This window comes from Bauldia sp. (genome assembly GCF_965232525.1).
Lineage (GTDB): Bacteria > Pseudomonadota > Alphaproteobacteria > Rhizobiales > Kaistiaceae > Bauldia.
The window spans coordinates 116,800-130,427 of record NZ_OZ246980.1 but is presented as its reverse complement, the minus strand read 5'-3'; the positions used below and the strand labels follow the sequence as shown (position 1 = coordinate 130,427).

General features: G+C 56.2%; 10 protein-coding genes and 1 pseudogene. 2 read left to right on the top strand and 9 right to left on the bottom strand.

Annotated elements, in window-relative coordinates:
• Positions 1-120: 120 nt before the first annotated feature.
• The 6 genes and pseudogenes from ACO076_RS00585 to ACO076_RS00560 all read right to left on the bottom strand — a co-directional run.
• Positions 121-249: pseudogene (locus ACO076_RS00585) on the bottom strand (helix-turn-helix domain-containing protein); the annotation flags it as partial.
• A 1,655-nt stretch (positions 250-1,904) separates the two neighbouring features.
• A complete protein-coding gene (locus ACO076_RS00580) occupies positions 1,905-2,489 on the bottom strand; it encodes a class I SAM-dependent methyltransferase (protein ID WP_421724795.1) in 585 nt (194 codons plus the stop codon).
• Positions 2,411-2,587, bottom strand: coding sequence for a hypothetical protein (locus ACO076_RS00575; RefSeq protein ID WP_421726797.1), 177 nt, complete (start codon positions 2,585-2,587; stop codon positions 2,411-2,413). The genes ACO076_RS00580 and ACO076_RS00575 overlap by 79 nt, the downstream gene beginning before the upstream one ends.
• Before the next feature lie 493 nt (positions 2,588-3,080).
• Complete coding sequence (locus tag ACO076_RS00570; RefSeq protein ID WP_421726641.1) at positions 3,081-6,296, bottom strand: calcium-binding protein; 3,216 nt, start codon at positions 6,294-6,296, stop codon at positions 3,081-3,083.
• Between the two features lie 204 nt (positions 6,297-6,500).
• On the bottom strand, positions 6,501-7,055 hold the full coding sequence (locus ACO076_RS00565) for a hypothetical protein (RefSeq protein WP_421724794.1): 555 nt from the start codon (positions 7,053-7,055) through the stop codon (positions 6,501-6,503).
• 248 nt (positions 7,056-7,303) lie between these two features.
• On the bottom strand, positions 7,304-8,689 hold the full coding sequence (locus ACO076_RS00560) for a hypothetical protein (RefSeq protein ID WP_421724793.1): 1,386 nt from the start codon (positions 8,687-8,689) through the stop codon (positions 7,304-7,306).
• A gap of 204 nt (positions 8,690-8,893) precedes the next feature.
• On the opposite strand from ACO076_RS00560, the gene ACO076_RS00555 reads away from it, so the two are divergent.
• Positions 8,894-9,697 (top strand): tetratricopeptide repeat protein, encoded by an 804-nt coding sequence (locus ACO076_RS00555; protein WP_421724792.1) that lies wholly within the window; start codon positions 8,894-8,896, stop codon positions 9,695-9,697.
• Positions 9,698-9,713: 16 nt separating this feature from the next.
• Here ACO076_RS00555 and ACO076_RS00550 read toward each other — a convergent pair whose 3' ends face one another.
• Both ACO076_RS00550 and ACO076_RS00545 read right to left on the bottom strand, forming a co-directional pair.
• Complete coding sequence (locus tag ACO076_RS00550; RefSeq protein WP_421724791.1) at positions 9,714-10,376, bottom strand: hypothetical protein; 663 nt, start codon at positions 10,374-10,376, stop codon at positions 9,714-9,716.
• 780 nt (positions 10,377-11,156) lie between these two features.
• The gene (locus ACO076_RS00545; RefSeq protein WP_421724790.1) at positions 11,157-11,894 is read right to left on the bottom strand and encodes a hypothetical protein; all 738 of its coding nucleotides are present in this window, start codon (positions 11,892-11,894) and stop codon (positions 11,157-11,159) included.
• 367 nt (positions 11,895-12,261) lie between these two features.
• Here ACO076_RS00545 and ACO076_RS00540 point away from each other — a divergent pair, with 367 nt between their 5' ends.
• Complete coding sequence (locus ACO076_RS00540) at positions 12,262-13,059, top strand: tetratricopeptide repeat protein (RefSeq protein ID WP_421726640.1); 798 nt, start codon at positions 12,262-12,264, stop codon at positions 13,057-13,059.
• On the opposite strand, the gene ACO076_RS00535 is transcribed toward ACO076_RS00540, so the two are convergent.
• A complete protein-coding gene (locus tag ACO076_RS00535; protein WP_421724789.1) occupies positions 12,984-13,598 on the bottom strand; it encodes a hypothetical protein in 615 nt (204 codons plus the stop codon). The genes ACO076_RS00540 and ACO076_RS00535 overlap by 76 nt on opposite strands.
• Between the last annotated feature and the right edge of the window lie 30 nt (positions 13,599-13,628).

Here is a 13,628-nt window from a genome sequence, read left to right as displayed (position 1 = left end):
GCGACCGTCGGGAGGCGGATAATCGCGCAAGTACCGATCGATGGTCTCCCCCGGCTGGAAGGCCAGCACGACCCAGCCGGACGAGGTCCGCCAGAGCTCGATGCGCGCGCCCTTTCGGATCGAGCGATCGAGTCTGCGGGCGATCTCCGCTTGGGTCAGACCGGCCTCGGCCTCGGCCAGTGTTTCGAGAATATCGAGCCCCTTGTCGAGCGCGGGCGCCGTGTACCGTTCCGCTTGCGTCGTGGACATCGCGTTCCGTCTCGTGTCGCACCGGCCGGAGGGTTGCTGAGCGGCTCCGGTTGCGCCGTTGGGTCCAGAGTATATCTCTGTCGTTTATATATGGAATGCGATTTCATATAATAATCACTGGGCTCAGTGACCGCCGGACCGACGGGTTGTGATCAGCTTAGGCGATCAGGGTCTGGCCCCATGGGAAATCCTAATCAGTTGCAACGTCGGTCCTATGTCACCGGTTCGGTGCGTTTCGCGCGACGGGCCCGTCCCGTATACGAGGGGCGAAAATGCAAATGCCTCTCGGATCATCGATCGCCCGACATTCGTATCGACCTGATCTCTCATTCGGCAGCCGCTTTCATCGTGGCGCCGCCATCGCGTCCCCGTGAACGGTTCGCTGCTTCCCAACGAGCCGGCCGTGCGAGACAAGAATGCGGGCTGTTTTTTCGCCGTCACACTACGATGACACGGGGTCCATCGCGCTCCGATGGCAAGGCGCTGGAAACGCGCCGCATCCATGCAGCCAACCGGTAGAAGCTGCCATTGGTGGATGAAGTTACGAGATTAACCGGCCGAATGGAACGTCAGTGGGATGTCTCGGGCCGATCGCACAGCACGCGTTTATCGGCGACGACTTTCTATACATTTGACCTTAATATTTATATCAAAGTTATGGACTTTTACGGTTTTTTGATTGTAAGCACATGTGTCAACATAATAATTCCCGTTAATCCCATTTTTAGCGCAGCTAATAAAAACATTGTCGGAATCAACTTGGAGCCACCAAGGCTGCGTTTCATTGCCGTTTGAGGCCTGACAACGGACGTTGACGTCCACCGGCGGCGTGTATGGTAAGTTCAGCTTCTTGGGCGTACACTCAGTGCTGTCGACGCAAGTCCAGTAGTACTGCTGGTTCGCGAGAACGACCGATGGGGTTAGCAAGGACATCACCATCCCGACCTTAGCCAATCGTTTGAGCATCGGCTGCCGTCCTTCTCACGCAACGAGAGTTTAAAATGGGGCCAAGATCATCGGAAAGAAACGTTGATAACAAATTCATTAGAATCATAGTCGCTCTTCCCATCTACAGATTCTGAATTCCCTGATGCTGTGAGATTGACATATCGCCCTACGCCTTCCAAGTCCGAAGTGTGCGCCAGCCTTGTCGGACCGATTGTTCTCAGGGCGCGGCCACTTGCGAGGCCTTATCCTGCGCCAAAAACGCTGCGTCCTTGGTGTTCGCCGTCGACGAAGAATATTGCCGGTTGCCCGCGTCGATGTGCGCGATATCGCCGAGGTGCGGCAGCGGCTCTTCCTGACGGCAAGGCAGTCAACGAAACACTGCTCCTCTCCGGACTCCCCGAATGGCATGAAACCGCCGCGATCTGGTCCAAAGCCATGGGTCGATCAGTCGCCTCTCCGGCGGACTAAGCTGAGATTCGGGGTCATGTCCAGAGCTTCATGCCGCCTGAACTTGTTTTCGATCTCGACGCAGTCGAGCGCCATTTCGAAACCCATGGCCATCCACTAAACCCGGCCGAGTTGCGCCGTTGGGGTCCAGAGTATATCTCTGTCGTTTATATATGGAATGCGGTTTCATATAATAATCACTGGACTAGTGACTGTGGCGCCGACGGGTTGTGATCAGCTTCGGCGATCAGGGTCTGGCCCTATCGATCGGCCGGCGGGGCAGCCTTTTTCCACGTCATCACCATCAGATATGGCATCGCTTCATAGGCGCTGATCCGGTCCGGCGGTCCGCTTTTGGGTCGCGGTTCGTCGAAATGTTCGAGGATCAGGCCTGCCCCCAGGAACCACTGCATGTAGCGCGAGAGCGGGCGGTGCCAGTTCTGGACGCGCAAGCCCGCCCACTCGAACCATTGCTTCTGCTCGGTGAGGTACTGGCCGAGTGGCCTGATTTCTTCCTTGGTGTCCTGGCGGGTTCTGCGTCCGGCGATGGTGCTCGAGGTCGAGAAGCTGGTCAGGTTGGCGATGACGAGGCGACCGCCCGGCTTGGCGACGCGCGCCATCTCGGAGATCGCCCTGCCGGCATCGTCGATATCGATCAGCGACAGGTAGCTCACAACGAGATCGAACGTCGTATCGGGAAACGGCAGGTCCTCGCCGAATCCGACAACGTAGCGGCCCTCACCATCTCGGCGCTCTGCTTCGCTGATCATTTCCGATACGGGATCGAGGCCGCTGACGGCGACGCCCCGTTGTCCGAGCAGGCGGCAAAACGACCTTCTCCGCAACCGACATCAAGCGCGGTCTCGGGGCCCGAAGACATCGCGAGATCGAGCATCAGGTCGTCCAGAACATGGGCGCGGGAGAAATCGCCGTCGTCGCCCATCAGATCGATCCAGGCGGCCGCGGACGACCGCCATCCGTTCTCATCAGGGTTTCGATCACGCATAATCGCGCACAGCCTCCCTCCGCCGGCGTTCAGACTGCGACAACGGGTCGAACGCTCCACATTCGGGTATGTGAAGCACAACCTCGTATAGCAGTTGTGTCCGCGAGACCATCGTCAAACCGGCTAAGGCGCTTGTCGCAGATGCTGTGGCAATGGCGGAGAGACAGGGATTCGGCCATTGGTGGCTCATCGGACCGGCCGAGTTTCGACGCGCCAACGCGGCCGGAACACCACGCGGCACTCATGGTACCGCCGGCGCGGGCCACTAAGCGCTGGTCGACCTTAACGAGCGTCGCTCTCGCTCGATTTGTTTTGGGCGTATCTCGCTCAACCCATTCGGGCCGATTGGTCGACCGGATCAGAGCGCCAACCGCAAGACGTGACCAAGCGGAGCGACGTGATCGAGTGAAGAAGCAAGAAATGGAACGGATTACCCATCCAGATCGACGCCCCAGGTGCTCATGCCCGGATAGTTGACGATCGCGTCCGGCGGATTTGATCCGATGTTGTCCCACTTGTTCTTGATCGCGTCAGCGATGCTGCTTGGCAAGCTCGACGCGGTGACACCATCGCCGTTGGTGCCGTCGTTCGGCGTATACTGGTTCATCTTGTCGGCCAGCCCCTGGATCTCGTCGAATTCGAGCACCTGCCCGCCGACAACGATCGCCGCGAATTTATTCTCGCCTCCGTGATCGAAGACCTTCTCGAAGACCATCTTGTCCTCGCTGCCGAGGAACTTGATCTTGAGATCGTCGCCGACCTTGTCGAACCAGATCTGCTCGTGGCTGTAGCCGTTGATCTCGATGACATCGTATTTGCCGGACCCGTTGTTACCCATCCTGATTGTGTCCTGACCGTCACCAGCGTTGAACACGATCCAGGAGCCAGTGCGGGGGTCGTCGACGGTGCCGGCGTCCTCGTTCTTGTAGTTGTAACTGTACCCGCCGCGCACGATGATGTCGTTGCCGCGGCCACCGACGATAAGGTCCGAGCCACCCCTTGTTGCATCGACTCCGGTCCATGTTCCGACGATGGCATCATAGTCGTCTGACTTGATGATGTCGTCGCCGTCGCCACCGTAGAGCGCATCCGTGCCCTCGCCACCCTCCAGCGTGTCGTTTCCGGCACCGCCGACAAGCGTGTCGCTGTCCAGCCCACCGATCAGTTCGTCGTCGCCGCTCTGCCCCTCCAGCCAGTCATCTCCGCTGCCGCCCTTCAGGATATCGTCGCCGCGCCCGCCAAAAAGGTGGTCATTGCCTTTGTTTCCCTTGATGTTGTCGCGGCCACTGCCGGCAGTGACCCAATCATCGGAATCGCCGAGGTCGGTTTGATCGCCATCATTGTCGCCGTCTCCGAAAGCCTCGCCCGAGACGAAAGTGATGTCGATTGCCGTACCGTCGGCGAATGCCAGCTTTTCGATCCGACCCATGCCGAGCGCATACCAGTCCTTGATACGGATGAAGTCGTCAAAGTTGGTTGGATCGCGGACAAGGTCCTGTTGCTCTTCGTTCTCGATTATGATGATCAGCAAGTCGTCACCGTCCTTGCTCATGGCAACATTGGACTGGCCGATCCCCGGCCCGAGAACCAGCGTGTCCGCCAACCCGTAGCCGTCGACGATCGTGTCGCGGCCGTCGCCGTAGTCGATGACGTAGATGTCGTCGCCCATTCCACCGCGGAGTGTGTCATCGTGGCGCCCACCGATCAGCACGTCGTTCGCGACGCCACCGGTCAAGGTGTCTTCGCCGTCGTGGCCGTAGAGCCAACCGCCTTTGACCTCGCCGTCTTCGAGGTCGAGGCTGAGATTGTTGTCCCCACCGTCGCCCTTTCGACCCATCTGGATCGCGAAGAAGTCGAGCGAGAAGCCCATCGAAAACGACATGGTTTCGATCGGACCGTTCGAGAACTCGTTGCTCATCTGATCGACGTTGTCGATCTCGATCGTGGTCGAAACCGTTTGGTGATCGGGCGTCAGAAGGTCGACATAGAGAGAACCGTCGGAACGGGTAACCACGATGTCGCTCAGCCAGATGCCACTCCCGAACAGGATGGAATCGTTGCCGCTCGGAGCGAGAGCCTGTTGCATATCACCTGACGGCATCGGGTTGGGGAACCCATCCGGAAAGAGCGCGTCCAACATATTGCGGAGCGTGTCGTCGCCCGTCGGTTCGTCATAGACCTTTTCGACGATGCGATCGTCGCCATCGCCCCAGGTGAAGAAGTAGGTGTCGCTGTCGTCGCCGCCGACCAGCGTGTCATCCCCGGTTCCGCCGGCGAGAAAGTCATAACCGCTCTCGCCTTCGAGTCGGTCGTTGCCCTGGCCGCCGAAGATGCGATCGTCGCCGTGGCCGCCGTTCAGGTTGTCGTCGTTGCCGTTGCCGCCGAAGATGCTGTCGTTGCCGGCGTTGCCACGGAGGTCGTCCTTGCCGGCGCCGCCGATCAGGACATCGTCGCCGCCATTGGCGATGATCTTGTTGTCGCCGTCTCCGCCGACCAGGATACTCGATTTGTTGTTGTCCTCGTTCTGCCCGTCCTTCTCGCCCTTGTCGATGTCGATGACATCCATCACCAGGCCGTTGGCGAAGACGAAGGTGTCGATCCGCTTGTCTTCGTCGTCCCAGTTCTCGATCGAGACGCGGTTGTCCATGCCCGACGGGTTAACGATGTCCCCCTGGCGACCGATACCGACCTGCAGCTTGGTCCCGCCGCTCATGTCAAACGAGAGGTCGTTGATGTCGATGTCGTAGCCGAACACCAGCGTGTCGACGCCGCCGGAATCGTTGATGGCGTCCTTGCCTTCGTCCCGGCCAACCACATAGACGTCGCCGCCGTTGCCGCCCTTCAGCAGATCGTCGCCGCTGCCACCGACCAGCACGTCGTCGCCGGCTTCGCCCTTCAGCGTGTCGTGACCCTTTCCGCCGAACAGGATGTCGTTGCCGCCACCGCCTTCGAGTTCGTCGCCGTTCTCGCCACCGTCGAGCAGGTCGTCGCCGGCATCGCCGAACAGCTTGTCGTTGCCGTCGCCGCCAATCAGTGTGTCGTCTTCGTTCTGGCCCTTCAGGATGTCATCGCCACCGCCGCCGCTGAGGTAGTCGTGGCCGTTGTCGCCGCGCAGCGTATCGTCGCCCTTGCCCCCGAAGATGATGTCGTTGCCATGGGCGCCGTTGATCTCGTCGGCCCCGATGCCGCCGTCGACGATCCATGGCCGGTCGATCCCCTCGTTCGGCGCATTGAAAGTGTTGGGGTTGTCCGGATTGCCAAAGGTGTGGAACTTGGCCCGGTAGATGTCGAGGATGGTGCCGTTGGAGAAGGTCAGCAGCTCCACCGGCCGGAACTCGCCCCAGTCCTTGATCTTGATCTCGTTGTCGAGGTCGCCGCTATCTTCATCGAAGATGCGAAGGGTCAGATCGTCGCCGTCCTTCTCGAAGACCAGGTCTTCCGGCGTGATATCGGACCCGAAGGCGATGACGTCGCGGCCGCCATCCGGGTTGGCGACACCATCGACCGGGTCGGCTTCGAGGATCTTGTCGATCCCATCGCCACGCTGAAACAGGTAGATGTCCGAGCCCTTGCGCCCCAATAGCTCGTCGTCGCCCTGTCCGCCATCGAGAATGTCGTCGCCGCCGCCGGCAGTTCGAACCCATATGGATAACGTTTTCGTTCAAAGAAACAGCGCGATCTCCTTGCGCTCTTCCAAATAAACGGCCGCCACTTATATGGATGAGGTTGTATTCGCCGAAAATCTGATCTCCAAATATCGAACTTAAAAACTTTCTCTCGGCGTAGTTAAGTTGTCTAGCCATCGAATTCTCCAATCGATGAGTTCAGTCTGTACAAATATTTAATCTATCTACTTTACATTCGGACAAAGTGCATCTCTCTCGCTTATTTTTGAGATGGCATCAACTTGCCGAGCATAATATTCGAATTCTGGAACAAGGCCAATGTTAATCGCGTAAGACTGACATTCTTTCATATTATCTTTATCAAAGACACACGATCTGAATATTTGAGTAGGTGAAAATTCATTTTCATCTCCTATCTTTTCGTCCACTATATAGTTGAGTAGAGACACGTATTGTTCCTTGTTTAGTTTTTCATCATGAAAATCGGTGTAGACAACTAGTATTAATGCGTGGCGTAGCGTCGAGTACCTATCGCCGGGATCGCCTGGTGGGTTGTAACCAAAAAGAGCAATAGCACTAGCCAAATCGGTTCGAGCTTGGGCGCTGCCGGCTTTTGCCCATGACCAAGCAAGGTCCCACGCGCTTGCACAGTCGCCTTCATCCAGAAGGCGTTCCCATAGCGCTGAAGCTTCTTCCCAGGTCTGCGGCTGATCTTCGGCCTCGGCCACGAAAACGGAGAACGCAAAAAGCAAAAGTGCGGCAGCTACGACATGTTTCATATGAGCCTCGCGTATCCACCTATTCAGTTGAGATGACTCGGAATACGCATAACGCGTATGCTCGGCAAGCCGTTGCCACGCTGCGCTGGTGAACCAGAACAGCAACTTGGCTTGATAAAATCCACGGTGGATCGGAACGAGGTAAAAAAGCGACAATCACGCGCTGTGCCCCCACGGCATTCCCAGCCAATGTCATGTCGCCCGTAGGTAGAACAGCCCAGGATTGTGGTCGGTGTCAAGGCCGGTGGTCAGAATGCCGCAGTTGGACGGCACATTTGTGGCCGGTTGCCGATGAGGCGCCAGGTGCTGCTGTTGCCAGCGGTGAGTGTGTTGTCGCCGTCGTCGCCGACGTCCTTCCGCGTTCCGCTTTCGAACTCGATCGTCAGGTCGCCATGCCGCTTGATGCCGTATTCGTCATGGGCAAACGCCATGTCGTAGGCAGTGGTCTCGCCGCCGTTCTGGAGCTTCACTTTGGCGGTGCCGTAGATCAGCGAGCCGTCGCGAAAGCGCACCGCCGGGTTGGCGTCGTCGAGCTGGCCGTCGCCGTCCTCGTCGATCAGGTTATCGGCATCGAGATAGTCGACCTGCCGCGCGTCGATCTTCTCGACCACGTTGGTCAGCAGCTGAACTTCGTTATTCTGGGGTGTCCCGTCGAGGTTCTTGTCCTGCCAGACATAGAGTCGGCCGCCGTTGGTGCCGGCCGTTCCCTTGAGCTCGTCCTCGTCGAGGAGACCATCGTCGTTGTCGTCGAACTTCTTGAGCAGGACGTCGAGATCGGTGGCGCCGTCGACACCCTTCGTGAGGACCACCTCGCCGGTCGAGATGCCGCCGCCGGTCATCTGACCATAGGTGGCGCTGTTCGGATCGTCGTCGTAGGTAACGTTGCCGGTCTTGTCCCAGACGACGATGCCCTCGTGCGGGCCGACCCAGGCGGTGCGTTCGGCGTAGCCGTCGCCGTCATAGTCGTAAAACACCGGTGAAGTATGCCGGTCGAAGAACGTCAGCCCATCGCCCTCGATCTCCGATCCGGTCGGGCCTAGGTCGATGACCAGGGGCGCCACTTGATTGTCTTCATGATGGGGATTCCCAGGGTGACCTTCGGTACCCTCTGACCGGTCTGAGGCTTCCTCATACTCGGTGCTGTATCCAACAGGCTCTTCTGTAGGACCGTTTGAATGAGGGTAGGCGGGATCGTAGTTCTGAAGTTGATAGAAACCCGGCGCGCCGAACATGGTTCCGTCGAGTATCTTATCCTCCAGTTGACGATCCAACTCGCCGCTAAACTCATGAGCGTCTTGAATAAAATCAACAATATCTTCGCCGGAAATACGAATTTCCGTCCTTAATTCTTGTGCTGTCGGCCAAACACCAGCATAACGAGCAGACACAATCGCCTGCAAGAAAAACCCATCGTTTTCGTGGTAACCAACACCGACAAAATATCTCTCCCAGCCGCTATTTCCGCCATACCCGAACGCTATGGAGTCGCCGTCGTGTAAATTTTCATTATATCTAATCTGAAAGCCCGCATATGATGGCTGATAAGAGCTTGTACCGTCGCTCCTTTCCATATAGGTGAAACCGTATCCAAAGTAATTTGTACTGAAGCCAGATTGAAGGGTCACTGTTATCATTCTTTATCTGCTCCTTTACACAATCTGGAGTTGATGCAATCCCTGATTGGACAGACCATGCTGTTCTCGCCTTGTCAAGGGCCCAAATTCAGGCTAGGGGTAAGACGGCGGCGAACTTGCAGTGGTTTTTAAGGTATGTTGTCGGAATCTCTTGGTTTGAGGGTTTGGAGGAACAGACTTGTTTTTGCCTTTCTGATTTGTGCTGTGATAGAGATTGCTTGCCTAGATTTTCTGTATGCGGAATCAAATAATTATGACGATAAGATCTCGACGTCACATACAGACACATGTAAAAATATTGATACTTTAGAGTATGATGTCGATTTAATTATTTCGGCTTTAAATTCTTTTAGAAAAGAAATAAGCTCACCATTGGACAGAGAATACATAGATGCCCTTGCATTGATCAACTGTGCTCTAGAGTCTAAGCCAGGCAACGCGAAGTTAATTTATGAGCGAGCCAGGACGCATCAGAAAGTTGGGCAGTTTCAGAGAGCTGTGACGGATTATGATGTAGTTTTATCAATGGACAACCCATTGCCTCGCTGGTGGGTCAGTCGTGGTTTGGCGCTGGCGGGTTTGGGCGAAAAAGAAGAGGCTATAAGAAGCTTTGACCAGGCGATCAAATTAGGCCCCGGCGACCCGTCCGGGTACTACGCAAGAGGTTCTTTATTGGCCTCGATGGGCGATTTGTTGGCGGCCTTAAGCGATCTAGATAAGGCGATAGATGTAGCAGAAGTCGCTAGCGAAAGAGTCGAGATTAAAGAAACACGAGGTATCGTGCGGGCGGCTCTCGGCGACTACGAAGGGGGAATAGAGGACTATACTAGCATATTGTCTGTTGTTCCGGGCCATGCGCCAACACTAGAGAAGCGAGGTTCGGCTTATGCAGCGATTGGTAGGAACAAAGAAGCTATCGCGGACTACGAACGAGCGCTGGAGATCGATCCCGACAATGAGGATATCAGGGAATCACTAGAAGAAGTTCGTTCACGGCTGGATCCGTAGCCGCATAAACTTTGGGCTATCGTACTTGGGGCGGGGAAGACAGGCGCGCTGCCGCCTGCGTCCCGTCGCCCTTTCGCTTGATGCCGTACTCGTCATGGGCGAACGCCATATCATAGGCGGTGGTCTCGCCACCGTTTTGGAGCTTCACTTTGGCGGTGCCGTAGATCAGCGAGCCGTCGCGGAAGCGCACCGCCGGATTGGCGTCGTCGAGCTGCCCGTCGCCATCCTCGTCGATCAGATTGTCGGCATCGAGATAGTCGACCTGCCGCGCGTCGATCTTCTCGACCACGTTGGTCAGCAGCTGAACTTCGTTATTCTGGGGTGTCCCGTCGAGGGTCTTGTCCTGCCAGACATAGAGTCGGCCGCCGTTGGTGCCGGCCGTTCCCTTGAGCTCGTCCTCGTCGAGGAGACCATCGTCGTTGTCGTCGAACTTCTTGAGCAGGACGTCGAGATCGGTGGCGCCGTCGACACCCTTCGTGAGGACCACCTCGCCGGTCGAGATGCCGCCGCCGGTCATCTGACCATAGGTGGCGCTGTTCGGATCGTCGTCGTAGGTAACGTTGCCGGTCTTGTCCCAGACGACGATGCCCTCGTGCGGGCCGACCCAGGCGGTGCGTTCGGCGTAGCCGTCGCCGTCATAGTCGTAAAACACCGGTGAAGTATGCCGGTCGAAGAACATTAGCCCATCGCCCTCGACCTCCGAGCCGGTCGGACCGAGGTCGATGATGAGGGGTTGTTTCGTGGGAGTGTCTGGAGTTGTCGGCTCGTCAATCTGATCATGTCGCGGGGGTTGGTAAGACGAGCCCTCTCGTTCATAGGTCGCTATTGTGTTATTTATTTCAATGTAGTTATCAAGTGTTAGCGTAAGTTCACTAAATCCAAAAAAATCTACTTCCAACGCTGAGCTAAAAAGGGAATATGCCTCAGATTGGGCAAAAATCAGCATCTCCCCCGCGTGCATTCCTTCTTGTATTTGTCTACCTGAGAAAGTTAATTCGGGTACAAGCCCCTTAAACGTCCACAAATACGCTGGCATGCCGGCTTGTCCCACAACAACAGCGCCCTCAGTATCGTATATATCTTGTATGCTTAAGAACGAATCATTGAACAACATCGCACTCAAAACGCTAGCCGCAATAGCATCAGACATTTCTTGCGGTGTCATTGTGAGGCATCCGCAGTAAGAATCAGCAAAAACTGTCTTCTGTCTTGCATAAACGGAGCCAATACCAACGCCAGCATTGATTAAAGACGCATGAGAAAACCAATTATGTTCATCTGAACCATCAGCATAGCGCCCAGTTATGTATTGATATGCAGCTGAATAATCTCCACTTGACAATAGTGTGCTGATGACGTATCGATCTTGACCATTCAGCGCCATCCCCGGCCCGACGTTTCCAGACATTCGACAGTGTTCCTTGTTCTACGAGCCTATAATCACATTGCTATCTAATATCTAGATTAAATCTATTATCTTAAGCATCATAATTGACATTTTTGAAAAATGATTGGCGTGCTGCTCTAAGCAAAATAGTTCATCTTTGGAAAATATCACGTAAATGGCCAAATCATCGAGCGTAGCTTTGAACGTGCATCGCGGTACATCATCAGCGTGTATGATATAATTTAGCTCTAAAGAGATCTTGTCAGACAAAAAAGGGCATTGTATTTGGAAAAACCGCTCTTTTATTGATGTAATCACCTCTGCTATATATTCAGCACGGCTATTTGATTCGCAAACGATAAATAGTCCTCTCTCCAGGCGCGGAAATTTGCCCGATCTTATGTATATGTGGTACTGATTGTGTTGAAATATTGATAGGGTTTCGCGCTCGGACGGAAATAAATTGTATTCGCTTCTTCGGAGATCTGAGGTCAGGGGGGCAACACTTATTGTTCCTGATGCGACGACAGTGGCGTCGCACACAACCTCAAAGTCAGGACCTCGAAAACGGCCAATGGACGCGATGTTGTCGGAGGTGAGAGCGATTGCGTCGCCGCCTCGTGGGATTTGAAGCACTTGGCAATCGCCGACATTGTCCAAATCGAAATTGAAGGAATCGAGCGAGTCCTCGCCAACAGTGGTTGTACGTTCCTGCGCCGACCCTGGGTCAGGCGCAGTCCCCGAGAACGCTACTGCAAACGAAAGGAGCAGCAACAGTTTAGGAAAGCTGGAGGTGATGGATTTGCTCATGCCGTTGGTTTGCGTCCCCGATCGTCGGTATTCCTACATGCGCAATGCGCGAATGCGACGGGATGATGCCGTTGAAATGCATCAACCAACACAGCGCATGCTGGCATCCGCGATAAGGACGAGGAAGGAACGGGCAAACTAATCTCCAACCGCGTGCCGCGGCTGACCCCCAATTTGTTAGATCGCCCGTAGGTAGAACAGCCCAGGATTGTGGCCCGTGTCAAGGCCGTTAGTCAGAATGTCGCAGGTGGACGTCGGACGGGCAGCCCCGTAGGCTTTGCGCTCTTCGATCGAGGAAGCGAAAATGCGAACGGGAAACGCTGTTCTCGCAGCCATGGTCGCTATCGGGGGTGTGACGGGTTTCGCTTTGGCCGCGGCCAGCGCCGGCGAGAGCGCGCCGCTCGTCCGGACAGGCGACGCTCCGTGCGGGGATTCAGACCTCGCTGGTGAAAACGTCAGCGCCGTGGTTGACGCTCTGGTCGACCGTGCGCGCAAAGAGCTGTCGCTGGCACGGTCGGGCGTCGAAGACGAGCATCATCGGAATGCCGTCTCGAACCTGGAGTGCGCCATTCGCCTTGACCCCGACAACAGTTCGCTCCGGTTCGAGCTCGGCCAGGCGTACCGGCAAGCCGAACAGTTCACCACCGCTTTGGTTCAATACGATCGCGCCATTGAAATCGACGATCAGGTCGTCGACTACTGGGTGGCGCGAGGCCTCATGCTCGCGGGCCTCGAGCGCCGTGACGAGGCGATGTCGTCCTTCGACAGGGCAGTCGAGATCGATCCGTCCGACGCATCCGGCTATGCCGCCCGCGGCATGCAGCTGACGATCGATGGTGCTTTCGGCGACGCGCTTGTCGAACTGAACAAAGCCAATTACTTCCGACCGAATACACCCTTAATCTTGTATTTCAGGGCAACGTCGCGTTTTTCGACCTTTGATATCGAGGGTGCTGTTGATGATTACACTAAGGTGATAGCCATTGGCTTGGCTGGCGACAAGCAATACTATCAGTCGGCGCTTCTTGGGCGCGGGGACATTTCCTGGAGGTTCGACAAATACGACCTCGCGCTGGAGGATTATCGCCGCTATCTGGAGTTCGTTCCTGACGACGAACGGGTCAAAGCGCGCGTGGACGAGCTGGAACGAAAACTGCGGGACTGAGCCGCCAGATGCCGCTGTCCTCGGCTTCGAGTACGTTGTCGTTGCTGCTCCCTTCTTCGGGCTGGTGTGCCCGTCTCGAACTTGATCGTCCCGTCGCTCCGAGGCTTGATGCCGTGGTCGTCATAGGCGAAGGCCATGTCGTAGGCGGTGGTCTCGCCGCCGTTCTGCAGCTTGACCTTGGCGGTGCCGTAGATCATCGAGCCATCGCGGAAACGCACCGCCGGTTCGGCCGCGTCCCGGTTGCCATCGCCATCGGTGTCGACCAGCGCGTCGTTATCGAGATAGTCGACCTCGGTGGCGTCAATCTCCTTGACCACGTTGGTCAGACGCTGGACTTCCTCCTTCTGGGCGATACCGTCGAGGTTGGCATCCTGCCAGACGTAGAGCTTGCCGCCATTGCCGCCGGCCGAGCCGTTGAGCTCATCCTCGTCGAGGACGGCGTTGTTGTCGTCGTCGAAATTCTTGAGCAGGACATCCAGATCGGTGACGCCGTTCTCACCCTTTCGAATCTTGGTAGTGTATCGCTTTATGGTAGTCAAGAGGATTTGGCCCGGTGTAGGGAATACCAG